Genomic DNA, 16132 nt, shown 5'->3' on the forward strand with positions numbered 1-16132 from the left:
GGTCGGAGAAATTGAACAGGTCACCAAGGTCGAGCAATTGCTGTTGGACGGCCACAAAAAATCCGATGCCAGAAGACTGGCATCGGATTCTGATTGGCCCGGCTGCTTAAGTGAACAGCATTACGGCATTTGCCGGGCCTGTTGCGTTCTGACAAACCGGAACGCAGGGTGACTGCGCAGGTTGTCGTTTGCGGCATTGCAAGAAATTGGATTCCGCTGCTGCAGGTGCGGTCCCAGGATGACGGTCCTGTCCAACAGGACCCGCCGCAATGTCACCTGCGCTTCCTCCCCTGCTTCCCGATCGGCCGCGCCGGCTGGCGTTGCTGGATCCGCATCCGGTCCTGCGGTTGGGCCTGGAAGTGCTGTTGAGCCAGCACAGCGGCGTGCAGGTCTGTGCCAGCTTCGCCGACGACGCGCCCCTGCTCATGCTGCTGCAGCAGGACCCGCACGCGGTGGATCTGCTGGTGATCGATGCGTTGCCGCTGGGTGACCTCGGCGATGGCCTGGCCCTGCTGCGCGAACTGACGCAGGGCTGGCCGCGCCTGCCGGTACTGGTGCTGTCGGCCCACTGCAATGCCAGCACGGTGGCCACGGCGATGCAGGCCGGTGCGCGTGGCTTCCTGTCCAAGGCGACGTCGCCGGACATGCTGCTGCGCGCGCTGGATACGGTGTCCCGCGGTGGCCGCTTCGTGCCGCCGGAACTGCGCACGCAGCTCAATCGTTCGCGCACGCGGCGCAGCCCCGCGCTGGCGCTGACCCCGCTCAGCCGGCGTGAACGCGAAGTGCTGCGGCTGGTGCTGCAGGGCTGCAGCACTGGTGAAGTAGCGCGGCGCTTCCAGCGCTCGGCGAGCACCATCAGCACGCAGAAGAAAGCCGCCTACCAGAAGCTGGGCATCCACAGCGATGGCGAGCTGTTCCGCATCCGCCATCTGCTTGAATGCGGGTGACGCAGGGATTTACTCGCCCTGGTACTGCTTCTCTTCCACCAGCGCCGAGCCGGCCACGCGGTTGATCTCGTTCTTCACCACGATGCGCTCGCCATTGGTGCCGTAGACGCCGCGCGCCAGCTGGATGAACGCATCATCGAAGACCTGCGCCGCTTCCTTGTCGCGCAGCTGGTCCTGGATGTCCCACATGCGTTCGTTGATGGCCTTGAGCTGGGTGCGCAGCGCGCCCAGTGCCGGCTGCGCCTGCAGCTGCTGCTGCAGCAACGGCAGCAGGCCGTCCAGTTCGGTGCGTACGTTGGCCAGCTTGGCGGCATCGTCGATGCGCTCGGCCTTGATCTCGAGGATGGTGATCTTGTCGATCAGCTCGCCGATCGATACCGGGGTCAGGATGGCGTCCACGCAGGGCTCCTTTTAACAGGGCGCCATGATACCCCGGCAACTGCCTGAGCCCGTTCGCTTTACGTTGAATTTGCGCGAACGCTGCAGCTGCGCCATCGATCCGTTACGGCCCCGCCGCCGACACTGCCGTCCCGGCGGCACGACCGCCTTGTATGAGGAACATCACGCAGTGGACAGCAAGGGGATGAGCGCGGCCGTGGCCGCACTGGTGGCCGGCCTGCTCGGCATCGGCAGCGCGCAGGCGCAGGCGCAGGCCAGCGGCAACATGGCGGTGACCAGCGATTACGTGTGGCGCGGCAGCTCGCAGACCGGTGGCGACCCGGCGGTGCAGGCCGGGGCGAAGCTGGCGCTGCCGTCGGGCCTGTATGCCAGCGTGTGGGGGTCGAACGTGTCGTTCACCCCGGGCATCGGTGCGCGCAGTGAATTCGATCTGGTGGCCGGCTGGTCCGGTGCGCTGGCGCAGGACTGGAGCCTGGATGCCAACGTCACCCGCTACCTGTACCCGGGCACTGGCCGCGCGCTGGACTGGACCGAACTGGGTGCCACCTTCAGCTGGAAGCAGCGGGTGTGGCTGCAGCTGGCCCATTCCAGCGATGCCCTGGCCGGCGGCCATCGTGGCACCTACGCGCAGCTGGGCGGACGCCTGCCCTTGAACGAGCGCTTCCGCCTGGAAGCGGCGGTCGGCCACTACTGGCTGGCCGACGCCCAGGGCCCGGACTACCTGCATGGCCAGCTCAGCGCCATCGCCACCCTGGCACCGGCGTGGGAACTGCGTGCCACAGTGCACGATACCGACAACGCCGCGCGCCGGCTGTTCCCCGGCAATGCCGGCGGGCGCTGGGAGCTGGCCCTGCAGGGCAGTTTCTAGCGGTCGATGGCCGCCTGGCGCGCCCGCCACGCGCCGGGCAGCCACAGCAGCAGGGTCAGCACGGCCACCGCCGCGCCGGCCACGCATACGCCGGTCCAGCCGAAGTGCTGGTAGACCTGCGCCGACAGCAACGACCCCAGCGAACCGCCGATGAAGTAGCCGGTCATGTAGCCGGCGTTGAGGCGGTTGCGTGCTTCCGGCTGCAGCGCATAGATCAGGTTCTGGTTGCTCACGTGCAGCAGCTGTGCGGCCAGGTCCAGCACCACCACGCCCACCAGCAGCGCCAGCAGCGAGTGCGCCGACAGGCCCAGCGGCAGCCACGACAGCAGCAGCATCACCAGCGCGATGGCGGTCGCACGGCCGGTCTGGCCACGGTCGGACATGCGCCCGGCCAGCCCCGCCGCCAGGGTGCCGGCGGCACCGACCAGGCCGAACAGGCCGATGGTGGCGTCGCTGTATTCGTACGGCGGCTGTGCCAGCAGGAAGGCCAGCGGGGTCCAGAAGATGGCGAACATGGCGAAGCTGCACGCGCCCAGCAGGGTGCGCTGGCGCAGCACCGGCTCCTGCACGAACAGCGTGCCGATTGAACGCAGCAGGGCGAAATAGCCCAGGCCGGCGGTGTGGTGGAAGCGCGGCAGCCCGCGCTGCAGGGCCAGTGCGGTCAGCACCAGCACGGCGGCGGCGATGGCATAGACCAGGCGCCAGTCGCCCAGGCTGGACAGCAGGCCGGCCACGGTACGCGCCAGCAGGATGCCCAGCAGCAGCCCGCTCATCAGCGTGCCGACCACGCGGCCGCGGTGCTCCGGCGCGGCCAGGGTGGCGGCGAACGGCACCAGCACCTGCGCCACCACTGAGAACAATCCGGTGATGGCCGTGCCCACCAGCAGCCAGGCCAGCGAAGGCGCACACGCGCTGATGACCAGTCCACTGGCCGAGAGCAGGCTCATCACCACGATCAGCCCCCGGCGCTCGAACAGGTCACCCAGTGGCACCAGCAGGATCAGGCCGGCGGCGTAGCTCAGCTGGGCAGCGGTCACCACAATTCCGATCTGGCCGAACGGCACGCCGAAGGTATCGGCGATGGTGTGCAGCAGTGGCTGCGCGTAGTAATTGCTGGCCACCGCCACGCCGGTGGCAACCGACATCAGCAGCACCTGCCAGCGGTGAAGGGGAGGGAGGGAGGGGCTCACGGGGCATTCCAGAACGTGGGGAGCACAGTGTCCTCCTGCTGCATTGATGATGGAAATGAATCATCATCATTCTTGGCATCTGAAATCCAGATGGTAGCCAGGGGCGGCCCGCATGAACCTCAAGCAGCTCGAATTTGCCGTTGCCCTGGCCGAAGAGGGCAATTTCACCCGTGCCGCCGCGCGCTGCCATGTGGTGCAGTCGGCGATGAGCCACCAGATCGCGCATCTGGAAGCAGAACTGGGTACGCCGCTGTTCGAACGCCTGCCACGGCAGGTGCGGATCACGCCGGCCGGCGAGGCGCTGCTGGTGCATGCACGGCAGGTGCTGGCCAGCCTGCGCCACCTGCGCGCCGACGTGGCGGCAGTGACCGGCGAGGTGCGCGGCACGCTGGCGATCGGGCAGATCTCCTCGCTCACCGACATCGACGTGGTGGCCATCCTCGCCACCTTCCGCCAGGCCTACCCGCAGGTGGAATTCCAGCTGCGCGTGGACAAGAGCGAAACCCTGATCGCGCAGGTGCAGGCGCGTGAACTGGATGTCGCCCTGGTCGGGCTGGCACCGTCGGCCAGTCTGGATGGCGTCTGCCACCAGATGCTGCAGGAAGAGGACCTGGTGGCGGTGGTGGCGCCGACGCACCGGCTGGCCGGGCAGGCGGGGTTGCCGCTGGCCCTGCTGCAGGACGAGGCGCTGGTGGATTTCGCGCGCGGTACCGGCGCGCGCCGGCAGACCGACGATGCATTCGCCGCGGCCGGCCTGCCGCATCAGGTGCGTTTCGAGGTCAACCAGATGGAGCTGATCGAGCGCTTCGTCCGCCATGGGCTGGCGGTGGGCATCGTGCCGGTGCTGATCGCGCAGGGGTTCGAGGGGGTGGTGCGGATACCGCTGCAGCCCACCCCGACACGGCGCGTGCACCTGGCCTGGCAACGCCTGCCCACGCCGGCGGCGCGGGCCTTCGTCGAGGCCGTGCTCAGCCGCGCACGCGCAGGCTCAGCCCCTTGAGGAAATTGCGCAGCATCTGGTCCAGGCAGCGCCGGTAATTGGTGTGGCCGGGCTGGCGGAACAGCGCGCCGAGCTCGGACTTGGACACCTTGAAGCCGACGCTGGCGAAGATCTCCATCAGGTCCACGTCGCGCAGCTGGAAGGCCACGCGCAGCTTCTTCAGCACCAGGTTGTTGTCGATGCGGGTTTCCACCGCGCGCAGCGGCTGGCTCTCGTCGCGGCCCCGCAGGTGCACGATCAGCCCATCCAGGAAGTGCGCCAGCGCGCCGTCGTTCATCGCTTCGAAGCCGGCCTCGTCGTCGCGCCGCAGCCAGGCCTTGACCTGCTCGGTATCGACCACGAAGGCGGGGTCGGCCATCTGGCACAGGGTCACCACGTGGTGGTCGCCCAGGTCCAGCGCGTAGCGCACGCTGCGCAGTACATCGTTGTTGATCATGGCCCATTGTACCGGCCCGGCGTGCGTCACCGGACTGTCATCCCGCCGTAGCAAAGTGTGCTTACTTCCGCTGAGACTTCGCCGATGCGCCGGTTCCTTCTGTCCGCCCTGCTGGTCGCCAGCAGCTTTGCCGCCACCGCCCAGGACCGCTTCGTGCCGGTCCAACAGCGCCTCAACGCGACCCAGCTGGCCGAAGTGGGGCTGAGCCCGGCACAGCTGCAGGCACTGAACCGGGTGCTCCGCGAGGCGGAAAGCGCAGCGCCGGCGGCAGCGATGCCCGCAGCACCCTTGCCCGCCAACGTTCCGGCCCCGGCCGCCATGCATCTGGGCCTGGAAGAGGGCCCGGTCACGGCACGGGTGGTGGGCGATGTCGCCGGCTGGGCGCCGGGCACCGTCTTCACCCTCGACAATGGCCAGCAGTGGCAGGTGATGAAGGGCCAGATGAAGCTGCGCAGGACCCTGCAGGCGCCGCAGATCGAAGTGATTCCGGGCATTGCCGGGCGCTGGTTCCTGCAGGTGGACGAAGACCTGCCCAAGGCACGGGTGTTCCGCCTGCGCTGAACCCTGGCGGGGCCCAGGCCGGGGTCGGATCCCTTTTGCCACAGCAAAGGGCTCTGACCCCCAAGCCCGGCCATCCCGGCCTGATCGAGCAACGCAGCCACCGGCCGACGGTGCCAGAATGGGGGTCTGGTTCCCCACGGAGTTGTCTGCATGACCCGCACCGTCCTGATTACCGGCGCCACCTCCGGCTTCGGCGCCGCCGCCGTCCATCGCTTCGCCCAGGCCGGGTGGAAAGTGATCGCCACCGGTCGTCGTGGCGAACGCCTGCAGCCGCTGGTCGACCGCTATGGCAAGGACGTGGTGCACGCTGCCGTGTTCGATGTGCGTGACCCGGTGGCGATGGAAGCCGCCCTGCTGGCACTGCCGCCGGCCTTCGGTGACATCGATCTGCTGGTGAACAACGCCGGCCTGGCCCAGGGCACCGCGCCGGCGCAGAGCGCCAAGCTGTCGGACTGGACCACCATGATCGACACCAACATCACCGCCCTGGTGACCCTGACCCATCGCCTGCTGCCGCTGCTGGTCGAGCGCAAGGGCGCGATCATCAACATCTCCTCGGTGGCTGGCGTGTACCCGTACCCGGGCGGCAACGCCTATGGCGGCACCAAGGCCTTCGTCAGCCAGTTCTCGCTGGGCCTGCGCTCGGACCTGCACGGCACCGGCGTGCGCGTGACCACGATCGAGCCGGGCATGGCCGAAACCGAATTCACCGTGGTCCGCACCCACGGTGACCAGGCCGCCTCGGACAAGCTCTACACCGGCGCCAACCCGATGACCGCCGAAGACATCGCCGAGCAGATCTTCTGGGTGGCCACGCTGCCGCCGCACCTGAACATCAATCGCCTCGAACTGATGCCGGTCAGCCAGTCGTTCGCCGGTTTCCAGGTCGCCCGCGAAGGCTGACCGGGGGCGCATCGCTTTTGTAGAGTCGAGCTTGCTCGACTGCCGTTCGCCTCCGGTAGAGTCGAGCTTGCTCGACTGTTGTTCGCCTTCGGTAGAGTCGAGCTTGCTCGACTGTTGTTCTACCTCCAGTCGAGCATGGCTCGACTCTACAGAAACGAAAAAGCCGGGCAATGCCCGGCTTTTTTCATTTACTGCGCCTTGATCGCCATCGCCTGCAGTCCGGTGCCATCCAGCTTCTGCTTGGCTTCGGACAACTCGCCGGCACTGCCGTAGGGCCCCATGCGCACGCGGTACACGGTCTTGCCGTTGATCTGCGCCGATTCCACCCGCGCGGCCAAGCCCATCATCGCCAGCTTGGCCTTGGTCGCCTCGGCATCGCCGGACGCACCGAAGGCGCCGGCCTGCAGGATGTAGCGGGTGTTGTCGGGCGCTGCGGCCGGTGCGGCGGCAGCCGCCTGCGCAGCCTCCGCACGCGCGGCCGGCGTGGTCGCCGCCGTGCTGGTGGCCACCGGTGCCGCCGTCGAAGCCGACGGCGTGGCTGCCGCCGGGCGTTCGCTCAGCGGTGCCGGCAGCGGGCGTGCCGCGCTGGTGGCCGGGGTGGTGCTGGCCACGCTGGTGGTCGCCGCCGGTGCTGCAGCCGCAGCCGCCGGAACCGGCTTGCCTTCCAGGGCCGCCTGCGCGCGCTGCGCCTCGGCCTTGGCCCGGCGCAGCTCCTCGGCACGCGTGCTGGCGGCCAGTTCAGCGTCGGACATCTCCACTTCCTTGCCCGGCAGCAGGGTATAGAAGTCGTACTGGGTGGCCGCCGGCTTGGCCGGTTCAGCGGGCTTCGGCGTGGCCGGTGCTTCCGTCGGCTCGCTGCCGACATCGCTGTCGCCGTCGGCAACCGGGGCCGGCTGCGCGTTCGGGTTCGGCTGCGGGCCGGCACGCAGGAAGCCATCGCCTTCGCCCTTGAACAGGTTCGGCGCCGCCAGGAACACCACTGCAGCAATGGCCACACCAGCGACCAGCCACACCCATCCGGGTGTGCCCTGGCTGCTGCTGTTGCGTCGTGCCTGGGTTTTGCCGCGTCGTGCTGCCATGTGTACTGCGTCTCCTGAGACTTACATTTTTTCCGGGGCGCTGACGCCCAGGAGGTCGAGGCCATTGGCCAGTACCTGGCGCGCGGCGCAGGCCAGGGTCAGCTTGGCATTGCGGTCGGTGGCATCGTCCACCAGCACCGGCGTCCCGTGATACCACGTGTGGAAGGCGTGCGCCAATTCACGCAGGTACTGCGCCACCAGGTGCGGTTCCAGCGCCACGCCAGCCGCTTCGACCACTTCCGGGTACCGCGAGATTTCGTTCATCAGCAGCAGCGAGGCGTCGTCGGCCAGGCGGCCGAGGTTGCCCAGGCCGGTGCCCTGGTCGTACACCAGGCCCTTCTCCTGCGCCTGGCGCAGCAGGCTGCAGACGCGGGCATGCGCGTACTGCACGTAGAACACCGGGTTGTCGTTGCTCTGCTGGCGGGCCAGGTCGATGTCGAAGGTCAGCTGCGAATCGGGCTTGCGCGCGATCAGGAACCAGCGGGTGGCATCGCGGCCGGCTTCCTCGATCAGGTCGCGCAGGGTGAAGTAGCTGCCGGCACGCTTGGACAGCTTCACTTCCTCGCCGCCGCGCATGACGGTGACCATCTGGTGCAGCACGTATTCCGGCCAGCCCTGCGGAATGCCCACTTCCATCGCCTGCAGGCCGGCGCGCACGCGGGCCAGCGAACCGTGGTGGTCGGCGCCCAGTTCGGTGATCGCGCGCTCGTAGCCACGCTGCCACTTGGACAGGTGGTAGGCCACGTCCGGCACGAAGTAGGTGAAGGTGCCGTCGGACTTGCGCATCACGCGGTCCTTGTCGTCACCGAAGTCGGTGCTGCGCAGCCACAGCGCGCCGCCTTCCTCGTAGGTGTGGCCCGAGGCCTGCAGCTTGGCGACCGCTTCGGCCACCTTGCCATCGGCGTACAGCGAGCTTTCCAGGAAGTAGATGTCGAAGTCGACGCCGAACGCGGCCAGGTCCAGGTTCTGCTCGTTGCGCAGGTAGGCCACGGCGAAGCGGCGGATCGCGGTCATGTCGTCCGGATCCTTGGCACCGACCACCATGGTGCCTTCCAGGTCGACGCTGGCGCCGGCCAGGTAGGCACGGGCCACGTCGGCGATGTACTCACCGCGGTAGCCACCTTCCGGCCAGCCGTCCTGGTCCGGGGCGATGCCCTTGATGCGCGCCTGCACCGACAGCGCCAGGTTCTCGATCTGCACGCCGGCGTCGTTGTAGTAGAACTCGCGCTTGGCGTTCCAGCCGTTGGCATCGAGCACGCGCGCGACGCAGTCGCCGATCGCCGCCGCGCGGCCATGGCCGACATGCAGCGGACCGGTCGGGTTGGCCGACACGTATTCCACGCCCACCGTGCGGCCATTACCGGACAGGTTGCGGCCGTAGTCGTGGGCTTCCTTGATGACCGAGGCGGCTTCGCGCTGGTACGCGGCCGGGGCCAGGTGGAAGTTGATGAAGCCAGGGCCGGCGATCTCGACCTTGCTGACGTCCTCGCTGCGCGGCAGCGCTTCAACCAGCGCCTGTGCCAGTGCGCGCGGGTTGCTGCGCGCGGCCTTGGCCAGCAGCATGGCGGCATTGGTGGCGAAGTCGCCGTGGTCGCGGGTCTTCGGGCGCTCGACCACGAAGTCCGGCGGCAGGGAGTCGGCGGGCAAGGTGCCATTGGCGCGCAAGGCTTCGATGCCTTGGCTGATCAGGGCGCGGAGGAGATTTTTCACGAGGCCTGCTGTGAGAATGAGCGGCGGAATCGCCCATTTTAGCGCAGATGCCGGCGCGTACGCTGACCGGGGCCTGCTGTGTGAAGACGAACGGCCTCCAGTGGCCAAGCCCGCGGCGCCAGCGGCCTCAACCAAAGAGGCGCGGCTGCTGCTGCGGCAGCAGGCCGCGTTCAGCAAATGAAACCGGCCGCCCCTCGCCAATGACGAAGTGATCCAGCAGGCGGATGTCGACCAGCGCCAGGGCCTGCTGCAGTTCCTCGGTGATCCGCGCATCGGCCCCGGACGGCTCGGGGTCGCCCGAGGGGTGGTTGTGGCTGAGGATCACCGCCGCCGCGTTGTGCAACAGGGCCCGCCGCACCACCTCGCGGGGGTAGACCGGCGCGGTGTTGATGGTGCCGGCGAACAGTTCCTCGCAGGCGATCAGCCGGTGCCGGTTGTCCAGGAACAGCACCAGAAACAGTTCGCGCGCCTGGCCGCGCAGCCGGTGCTGCAGGTAGCGGCCGACCGCCAGCGGGTTGTCGCCCACGCTTTCGCCGTGGGTCAGTTCGGCCGCCAGATAGCGGTGGGCCAGCTCCAGGCCGGCCACCAGCGTGCAGCTGCGTGCCGGGCCGAGCCCGGGCAGGCTGGCCAGTTTGGCCGCTGGGCGCTCCAGCAGCACGCGCAGCGGACCGTGGCTGGCGAGCAGGTCGCGCGCGGTCTGCACCGCATCGCGGCCGCCGAAGCCGGAGCCCAGGAACAAGGCGAGCAGTTCGGCATCGGACAGGGCGGTGGGCCCGCGCGTCAGCAGCTTCTCGCGGGGACGTTCCTCAGGTGGCCAGTCATGGATGGGCATGGCCTCAAGCTTGGACGCTTGGCCCCATCAGCGGAATCAGGAAACCGGGATGAGAGGGGTCAGTCGATGCCTGACAGGCAGATCTGCAACAAATTTCATGGATCCACCGGCCGCCGTCCCTAGATTTCATTGGTGTGCCCAGGAGGCCTGATGAAGCAACTTTTCCTGACCCTGATCCCTTTTACCTTGATTCTGGCTGCTCCGGCGGGGGCTGGGGGCATTGCTGCGATCTACGAGGAACTCCCCACGTTGGCCAACGGCGAAGTTGCCATCATGGCGGCAAGCTTCGATGGCGCCGTACTGGCGGGGACTGGCCGGCGCGGATGCTGCTTCTCGCAGGCATTCCGATGGTCCAGCCAGGATGGAGTCCGTTGGCTGGCACCGCGGAACGAAGCGGAAGACAGTTCGGTCCGGGCAATCAGCAGGGACGGTCAGATCATCCTGGTGGAGACCCGAATCTCGAACGCGATGCAGGCTCACCGCTGGTTGCCTGATGGCGGACGGGTCGCGGTTACTCCGGTCAGTCCATCCCACCAAGGCTTGGCGATGAACGCTGATGGGACGGTCGTCGGGGGCGCGGAGTACCTCTACCACTCACCGGCTGACGAGCGCCCGTACCTGTGGAGCGAGGCGGAAGGGTTTCGCATTCTTCCGGCGCCTGAAGGGGCCGACGGTACGCGTGTCACCCATTTCGACGTGGACCCGGCTGTTGTTCATGGCATTTTCTTTGTCGACGGGCCTGGATCAGGCGATCCTGCGGTGCCCATGCGGATCCGGTGGCGAAATGATGAAATCGATCCTTCCTCGCTTGCTCCCGTGCCGGATGACACGCTCCAGATCGGTCAGGTTGCCTTGCAGCAGTCGCTTCGGGTCGCTGGGATCGATCGCGCCGAGCCAATATCGATCGTGTGGATGGATCTGCAGGGAGGAATCCTGCTTGGAAGCGAACCCTTTTCGAGCCAGGCACTGATCTGGACGCGCAGCAATGGCGTGTGTCGTCTGCAGGACTGGCTGCGGGGACTCTCCGTGGAGCTTCCTGCAGATACCCGCTGGGAGGGCTCCTTGGTCAGCCCGGACGGGCGCGTAATGGTGGGCGTCGGGTACCGCAACGGCGGTGAGGAGCGGGTTCCTTGGCAGGTAAGGTCGGAGGTGCCCTTGGCAGACATTGTCCTTGCCGCTCCCGGGTGCGCCGCCTCAATCCGGTGAGTCTTGATCCCTCAACCGCGCTGGGCCTGCAGGTAGTCGTACAACTCCTGGTTGTTGTCCAGGCCCAGCTTGCGCATCGCCTCGGCCTTCTGCCGGCTGATGGTCTTGGCGCTGCGGCCGACGTGCTCGGCGATGGCATTCACGTTCAGGCCCTCGCCCAGCAGCTGTACGACCTGCTGTTCACGGGCCGAAAGCGTCGCCTGCGGTCTCGGGAACAGCAGATCGCGCGACTGCAGCAGGCGGCGCAGCTGGTGGGACACGAACACCTTGCCGGCCATCACTGCGCGCAGGGCCTGGGGCAGTTCGGCGAAGTCGGCGCTCTTGTCCACCAGCCCCTGCACGCCATCGCGCAGCAGCCCATCCAGCAGCCCCGGGTGGCGCGCGCCGGTCAGCACCACCACCGGCAACGCGGGGTGCTGCTGGCGCAGCGCCTCCAGCAGCTCGGGGCCGTCGGGCCCGGTGCCGGGCATGGAGAGGTCGGTCAGGACCGCGTGGCACGGCTGCCGGGCGACCAGGTCGAGCAACCCGGCGCCATCGGCGGCCGCGCCGGTGACGCACATGTGGTGGCGTTCAAGCACGATGCGGATGCCGTGCAGTACGACCGGATGGTCGTCGGCGATGATGATGCGCGGATGCACGGTGCACTCCTCGGAAAACCAGATGGCGCACCCGAGGGGGCCAACCGTGATTCTGATCAAGCCGCGGCCGGCTGAGGTATAGGAAAGTTCCGAATCGAAGGGGGGACAACCCGGAAAACGATGTAGCCGGAGTTCCATCTGCTGATAGCCGCGCGCTATGTGCGCTGTGTACCAGGACGTTGCCGACCATCGGGTAAGCTAGCGCCCTCGTTTGCACAGGATTTCCAGGTGGCTGATTCTCCCAACGCCCTCCCCGCGCCGGCCCGCGCGCTGGAAGGCCAGAAACTGCTGTTGTGCGTCGGCGGCGGGATCGCGGCCTACAAGGCACTGGAACTGGTCCGCCGCCTGCGTGATGCCGGCGCGCTGGTCCAGGTGGCGATGACCGCCGGCGCCCAGCAGTTCGTCACCCCCCTCAGCTTCCAGGCCCTGTCGGGCCAGCCCACCCGCACGACCCTGTGGGACAGCGCCGCCGAACAGGCCATGGGCCACATCGAACTGGCGCGCTGGGCCGACCGCATCGTGGTCGCGCCGGGCACCGCCGATCTGCTGGCGCGCCTGGCCCAGGGCCATGCCGATGACCTGGTCAGCACCCTGTGCCTGGCCAGCACCGCGCCGCTCACCGTGTGCCCGGCGATGAACCACCGCATGTGGCTGCACCCGGCCACCCAGGCCAACATCAGCCTGCTGCGCCAGCGGGGCGCGCAGGTCATCGGCCCGGTCGACGGGCCGCTGGCCGAGGGCGAATCCGGACCCGGCCGGCTGGCCGAGCCGGGCGACATCGTCGCCGCGCTGGCCGGCCTGGGCGGCCGCGTTCCGGCTGCCGCCGCCGCGCCGGAAACCCGCGCGCTGCAGGGCCTGCGCCTGCTGATCAGCGCCGGCCCGACCTATGAAGACATCGATCCGGTGCGCTACGTCGGCAACCGCAGCAGCGGCAAGATGGGCTTCGCCCTGGCCGGTGCCGCCGCCGCCCTCGGCGCCGAGGTGGTGCTGGTCAGCGGCCCGGTGCAGCTGCCGACGCCGCCCGGCGTGCACCGCGTGGACGTGCGCTCGGCCGCGCAGATGCGCGATGCCGTGCTGAAGGCGCTGCCGGCCGACATCTATATCGGCGCCGCCGCCGTCTCCGACTACACCCCGCGCCAGGTGGCCGCGCAGAAGCTGAAGAAGACCGCCGACAGCCAGTCGCTGGTGATCGAGCTGGTGCGCACGCCGGACATCCTGGCCGAGGTCGCCGCACAGACACAGTCGCTGAAGCTGGTGGTCGGCTTTGCCGCCGAAACCCACGACGTGGAGAAATACGCGCGTGGCAAGCTGATCGACAAGCGCCTGGACCTGGTGATCGCCAACCAGGTGGGCATCAGCGGCGGCGGTTTCGAGAGCGACAACAACGCCGCCACGGCCTTCTGGCAGGACGGCGAACAGGTATTCCCGGCTACGTCCAAGCGCGAGCTGGCCGAACAACTGCTGGCGCTGATCGCGCGGAGGCTTCAGGCATGACCCAGGCAACATCCACTCCGGTGGCCCCTCTGCAGGCCTTGCAGGTGAAGCTGCTCGACCCGCGCTTCGGCGACAGCTGGCCGCTGCCGGCCTATGCCACCGAAGCCAGCGCGGGCATGGACCTGCGTGCGGCACTGGAAACCGCGCTGACCCTGCAGCCGGGTGATACCGCGCTGGTTCCCAGCGGCCTGGCCATCCACATCGGCGACCCGAACCTGTGCGCGGTGATCCTGCCGCGCTCTGGCCTGGGCCACCGCCACGGCATCGTGCTGGGCAACGGCACCGGCCTGATCGATGCCGATTACCAGGGCCCGCTGCTGATCAGCGTCTGGAATCGCGGCCGCGAAGCCTTCACCATCGAGCCGGGCGACCGCATCGCCCAGCTGGTTGTCGTACCGATTGCCCGTGTCAGCCTGCAGGTGGTGGATACTTTCACCGACAGCGTGCGGGGAACGGGTGGATTCGGCCATACCGGGGTGCGTTGACGGGGGAAACTGATGAGCGGCAGCGGGGAAGGACGGCAGAAGCAGTCAATGGGGCGCAATGCGCCGTTGCTGGGGGTGGCGCTGTTGTTGCTGGCCGGCTGGTTCGGTTGGAGCGCCGTGCAGCAGTGGCGGCAGCAGGCCAACGGGGACACCCTGGCGCAGGCCCGCGACGAGGCGGTGCAGGGCGTGCAGCAGGCTGCAACCGGCCAGCTGCAGCAGCTGCAGCAGCACCTCAAGGGCGATCGCGTGCAGCAGTCGCTGCAGGCCGGCGACGCCGCCGGGGCCGCGCAGGCCCTGCGTGAGAGCTGGTCCGGGGTCGAGCAGGTGGACGTGCTGACGGCCGGACTGGCCGATGCCTACGTCGATGGCGCGACCTTCGGTTACGGCCGCCTGGCGCTGCTGGAATCGGTGCTGGCCGACGGCAAGCCGGGGCTGCGCGTGGTCCGCGATGGCGGGGGCAACCGTCTTGGCCTGGCGGCACCGGTGCAGCTGGGCGCGCTGGGCCCGGCCGTCGTCTACGTACGGCAACCGCTGCTGCGCCTGACCGGCCCGCTGGACCAGGTACGCGCGCCGGCCAGTGGCTTCCTGTCCCTGCGCCAGGGCGCGCACGACATCGTCGCGCACGGTGACGCCCGCCTGGCCGACAGCGCCGAAGCGATGGCGCGGCCGATCAAGGGCACTCCGCTGCGGCTGACCGCCAGCGTACCGAACATCGAACCGGGCCCGCTGGGCCTGGGCGCCCTGCCAAGTGCCATCGTGGCGCTGCTGCTGGCCTTCATTGCCGTGCTGCTGGTGGTGGGACGTGGCCGCCTGCCGAAGTCGCTGCCGATGCCGATCCGTCGGGGTGCCGCGGTCGAGGCCGACCAGGGCCCGACCCTGCGCGAAAGCCTGCAGATGGCCGCGCCGGTCGTGCCGGCTACCGATGCGGCCACCGCCACCGCCGGCGGGCCGCCCGCGGTACCGCCGCCGCCGGTGGACCTGCCGGCCGACATCTTCCGCGCCTACGACATCCGCGGCGTGGTGGGCACCGAGTTGAACGCGCGCAACGCCGCGCTGATCGGCCAGGCCATCGGCACCGTCGCCCTCGAACAGGGGCTGCGCGAGGTGGTGATCGGTCGCGATGGCCGCCTGTCCGGCGCAGAGCTGTCGGCCAGCCTGGCCGAAGGCGTGCGCCGCGCCGGCTGTTCGGTCATCGACATCGGCCTGGCGCCGACGCCGCTGGTCTACTTCGCTGCCTTCCACCTGCGCACGGGCACCTGCGTGGCGGTGACCGGCAGCCACAACCCGCCCGAATACAACGGCTTCAAGGTGGTCATCGGCGGCGAAACGCTGTCCGGCGATGCGATCACCGATCTGTACCAGCGCATCAGCGAAGGCCGCCTTGCCCAGGCCGCCGAGCCGGGCGACTACCAGCAGCGCGAGGTCGCTGCCGACTACATCCAGCGCATTGCCGACGACGTGCAGCTGGACCGCCCGTTGAAGGTGGTGGCCGACGCCGGCAACGGCGTGGCCGGTGCATTCGCCCCGCAGCTGCTGGAAGCGATCGGCGCCGAGGTCATCCCGCTGTACTGCGATGTCGACGGCACCTTCCCCAACCATCACCCCGATCCCAGCGAACCGGCCAACCTCGAAGACCTGGTGCAGACGGTCAAGCGCTTCGGCGCCGACCTCGGCGTGGCCTTCGATGGCGATGGCGACCGCCTGGGCGTGGTCACCGGTGAAGGCAGGATCATCCATGCCGACCGGCTGCTGATGCTGTTCGCTGCCGACGTGCTGATGCGCAACCCAGGCGCGATGGTGATCTACGACGTGAAGTGCACTGGCAAGCTCTCCGACCACGTGCTGCGCAACGGTGGCAGCCCGCTGATGTGGAAGACCGGCCATTCGCTGATGAAGGCGAAGATGCGCGAGACCGATGCCGAACTGGCTGGCGAGATGAGCGGCCACTTCTTCTTCAAGGAACGCTGGTTCGGTTTCGATGACGGCCTGTACGCCGCCGCCCGCCTGCTGGAAATCCTCGCCCAGCGCGAAGAGACGCCGCACGAGGTGCTGGAGGAGCTGCCGGACATGGTGTCCACGCCGGAACTGAAGGTGCCGGTGGCGTCCGGGACGCCGCATGCGCTGGTGGCGATGCTGGTGGCCGCGGCGCAATCGCCGGACAACCCTTACGTGGGCGGTCGCCTGTCGACCATCGATGGCCTGCGCGTGGACTACCCCGATGGCTGGGGCCTGGTGCGCGCCTCCAACACCACCCCGGTGCTGGTGCTGCGTTTCGAAGGCAACGACGAGGCCGCACTGCAGCGCATCCAGGCGCTGTTCCGCAGCCAGCTGCAGGGCCTGCTGGGCGACACCGCGCTGGGCTTCTGATCGATCGGGGTCGGATC

Annotated in this window: 16 protein-coding genes; 9 read left to right on the top strand and 7 right to left on the bottom strand. The window is 68.6% G+C overall.

Translation table 11 applies throughout. The features are described from left to right. Positions 1–269: 269 nt before the first annotated feature. On the top strand, positions 270–947 hold the full coding sequence (locus tag FJU31_RS17880; protein WP_150455936.1) for a response regulator transcription factor: 678 nt from the start codon (positions 270–272) through the stop codon (positions 945–947). Positions 948–956: 9 nt separating this feature from the next. Here the strand turns inward: FJU31_RS17880 and FJU31_RS17885 are convergent, their stop codons facing one another. Beyond that, the gene (locus FJU31_RS17885) at positions 957–1346 is read right to left on the bottom strand and encodes a DUF6165 family protein (RefSeq protein ID WP_079224964.1); all 390 of its coding nucleotides are present in this window, start codon (positions 1344–1346) and stop codon (positions 957–959) included. Between the two features lie 169 nt (positions 1347–1515). Between FJU31_RS17885 and FJU31_RS17890 the strand changes: the two genes are divergently transcribed. Further along, positions 1516–2214 carry a TorF family putative porin gene (locus FJU31_RS17890; RefSeq protein ID WP_150455937.1) on the top strand — a complete coding sequence of 233 codons (699 nt, stop codon included), beginning with the start codon at positions 1516–1518 and terminating at the stop codon, positions 2212–2214. Here the strand turns inward: FJU31_RS17890 and FJU31_RS17895 are convergent. Next, positions 2211–3359 (bottom strand): MFS transporter, encoded by a 1149-nt coding sequence (locus FJU31_RS17895; RefSeq protein ID WP_425473734.1) that lies wholly within the window; start codon positions 3357–3359, stop codon positions 2211–2213. The two genes, FJU31_RS17890 and FJU31_RS17895, sit on opposite strands and share 4 nt — an antisense overlap. A gap of 157 nt (positions 3360–3516) precedes the next feature. Between FJU31_RS17895 and FJU31_RS17900 the strand changes: the two genes are divergently transcribed. Then, positions 3517–4404 carry a LysR family transcriptional regulator gene (locus tag FJU31_RS17900; RefSeq protein ID WP_150455939.1) on the top strand — a complete coding sequence of 296 codons (888 nt, stop codon included), beginning with the start codon at positions 3517–3519 and terminating at the stop codon, positions 4402–4404. Here FJU31_RS17900 and FJU31_RS17905 read toward each other — a convergent pair. Next, positions 4373–4840 (bottom strand): YehS family protein, encoded by a 468-nt coding sequence (locus FJU31_RS17905; RefSeq protein WP_079224971.1) that lies wholly within the window; start codon positions 4838–4840, stop codon positions 4373–4375. The two genes, FJU31_RS17900 and FJU31_RS17905, sit on opposite strands and share 32 nt — an antisense overlap. A gap of 84 nt (positions 4841–4924) precedes the next feature. Between FJU31_RS17905 and FJU31_RS17910 the strand changes: the two genes are divergently transcribed. Further along, positions 4925–5401: a hypothetical protein gene (locus FJU31_RS17910; RefSeq protein ID WP_150455940.1), complete on the top strand. Its 477-nt coding sequence runs from the start codon at positions 4925–4927 to the stop codon at positions 5399–5401. Positions 5402–5551: 150 nt separating this feature from the next. Further along, the gene (locus FJU31_RS17915) at positions 5552–6304 is read left to right on the top strand and encodes an SDR family NAD(P)-dependent oxidoreductase (RefSeq protein ID WP_108767469.1); all 753 of its coding nucleotides are present in this window, start codon (positions 5552–5554) and stop codon (positions 6302–6304) included. 188 nt (positions 6305–6492) lie between these two features. Here FJU31_RS17915 and FJU31_RS17920 read toward each other — a convergent pair whose 3' ends face one another. The 3 genes from FJU31_RS17920 to radC all read right to left on the bottom strand — a co-directional run bounded on the left by FJU31_RS17920 (position 6493) and on the right by radC (position 9925). After that, entirely contained in the window at positions 6493–7383 is an 891-nt protein-coding gene (locus tag FJU31_RS17920) for an SPOR domain-containing protein (RefSeq protein ID WP_150455941.1), read from the bottom strand. 21 nt (positions 7384–7404) lie between these two features. Further along, complete coding sequence (argS, locus tag FJU31_RS17925) at positions 7405–9093, bottom strand: arginine--tRNA ligase (RefSeq protein WP_150455942.1); 1689 nt, start codon at positions 9091–9093, stop codon at positions 7405–7407. A gap of 127 nt (positions 9094–9220) precedes the next feature. Beyond that, positions 9221–9925 (bottom strand): RadC family protein, encoded by a 705-nt coding sequence (gene radC / locus FJU31_RS17930; RefSeq protein WP_150455943.1) that lies wholly within the window; start codon positions 9923–9925, stop codon positions 9221–9223. A 150-nt stretch (positions 9926–10075) separates the two neighbouring features. Here radC and FJU31_RS17935 point away from each other — a divergent pair, with 150 nt between their 5' ends. Next, entirely contained in the window at positions 10076–11131 is a 1056-nt protein-coding gene (locus FJU31_RS17935) for a hypothetical protein (protein ID WP_150455944.1), read from the top strand. Positions 11132–11142: 11 nt separating this feature from the next. Here the strand turns inward: FJU31_RS17935 and FJU31_RS17940 are convergent, their stop codons facing one another. After that, positions 11143–11769 carry a response regulator gene (locus FJU31_RS17940; protein WP_150455945.1) on the bottom strand — a complete coding sequence of 209 codons (627 nt, stop codon included), beginning with the start codon at positions 11767–11769 and terminating at the stop codon, positions 11143–11145. Positions 11770–11997: 228 nt separating this feature from the next. On the opposite strand from FJU31_RS17940, the gene coaBC reads away from it, so the two are divergent. The 3 genes from coaBC to FJU31_RS17955 are packed head-to-tail and all read left to right on the top strand — an operon-like array spanning position 11998 to position 16115. Next, a complete protein-coding gene (gene coaBC / locus FJU31_RS17945) occupies positions 11998–13263 on the top strand; it encodes a bifunctional phosphopantothenoylcysteine decarboxylase/phosphopantothenate--cysteine ligase CoaBC (RefSeq protein ID WP_150455946.1) in 1266 nt (421 codons plus the stop codon). Beyond that, positions 13260–13748 (top strand): dUTP diphosphatase, encoded by a 489-nt coding sequence (dut, locus tag FJU31_RS17950; RefSeq protein ID WP_079224983.1) that lies wholly within the window; start codon positions 13260–13262, stop codon positions 13746–13748. The genes coaBC and dut overlap by 4 nt, the downstream gene beginning before the upstream one ends. Before the next feature lie 12 nt (positions 13749–13760). After that, entirely contained in the window at positions 13761–16115 is a 2355-nt protein-coding gene (locus FJU31_RS17955; protein WP_150455947.1) for a phosphomannomutase/phosphoglucomutase, read from the top strand. Positions 16116–16132: the final 17 nt, after the last annotated feature.

Origin of the sequence: Stenotrophomonas cyclobalanopsidis (genome assembly GCF_008710035.1) — a bacterium.
Classification (GTDB): domain Bacteria; phylum Pseudomonadota; class Gammaproteobacteria; order Xanthomonadales; family Xanthomonadaceae; genus Stenotrophomonas; species Stenotrophomonas cyclobalanopsidis.

Excerpts from the sequence above, each read along its gene's own strand:
- FJU31_RS17880 (WP_150455936.1), top strand. The coding sequence starts at position 270 with ATGTCACCTGCGCTTCCTCCCCTGCTTCCCGATCGGCCGCGCCGGCTG.
- FJU31_RS17895 (WP_425473734.1), bottom strand. The coding sequence starts at position 3,359 with ATGTCGGTTGCCACCGGCGTGGCGGTGGCCAGCAATTACTACGCGCAG.
- FJU31_RS17900 (WP_150455939.1), top strand. The coding sequence starts at position 3,517 with ATGAACCTCAAGCAGCTCGAATTTGCCGTTGCCCTGGCCGAAGAGGGC.
- FJU31_RS17905 (WP_079224971.1), bottom strand. The coding sequence starts at position 4,840 with ATGATCAACAACGATGTACTGCGCAGCGTGCGCTACGCGCTGGACCTG.
- FJU31_RS17910 (WP_150455940.1), top strand. The coding sequence starts at position 4,925 with ATGCGCCGGTTCCTTCTGTCCGCCCTGCTGGTCGCCAGCAGCTTTGCC.
- FJU31_RS17915 (WP_108767469.1), top strand. The coding sequence starts at position 5,552 with ATGACCCGCACCGTCCTGATTACCGGCGCCACCTCCGGCTTCGGCGCC.
- FJU31_RS17920 (WP_150455941.1), bottom strand. The coding sequence starts at position 7,383 with ATGGCAGCACGACGCGGCAAAACCCAGGCACGACGCAACAGCAGCAGC.
- radC (WP_150455943.1), bottom strand. The coding sequence starts at position 9,925 with ATGCCCATCCATGACTGGCCACCTGAGGAACGTCCCCGCGAGAAGCTG.
- FJU31_RS17935 (WP_150455944.1), top strand. The coding sequence starts at position 10,076 with ATGAAGCAACTTTTCCTGACCCTGATCCCTTTTACCTTGATTCTGGCT.
- dut (WP_079224983.1), top strand. The coding sequence starts at position 13,260 with ATGACCCAGGCAACATCCACTCCGGTGGCCCCTCTGCAGGCCTTGCAG.
- FJU31_RS17955 (WP_150455947.1), top strand. The coding sequence starts at position 13,761 with ATGAGCGGCAGCGGGGAAGGACGGCAGAAGCAGTCAATGGGGCGCAAT.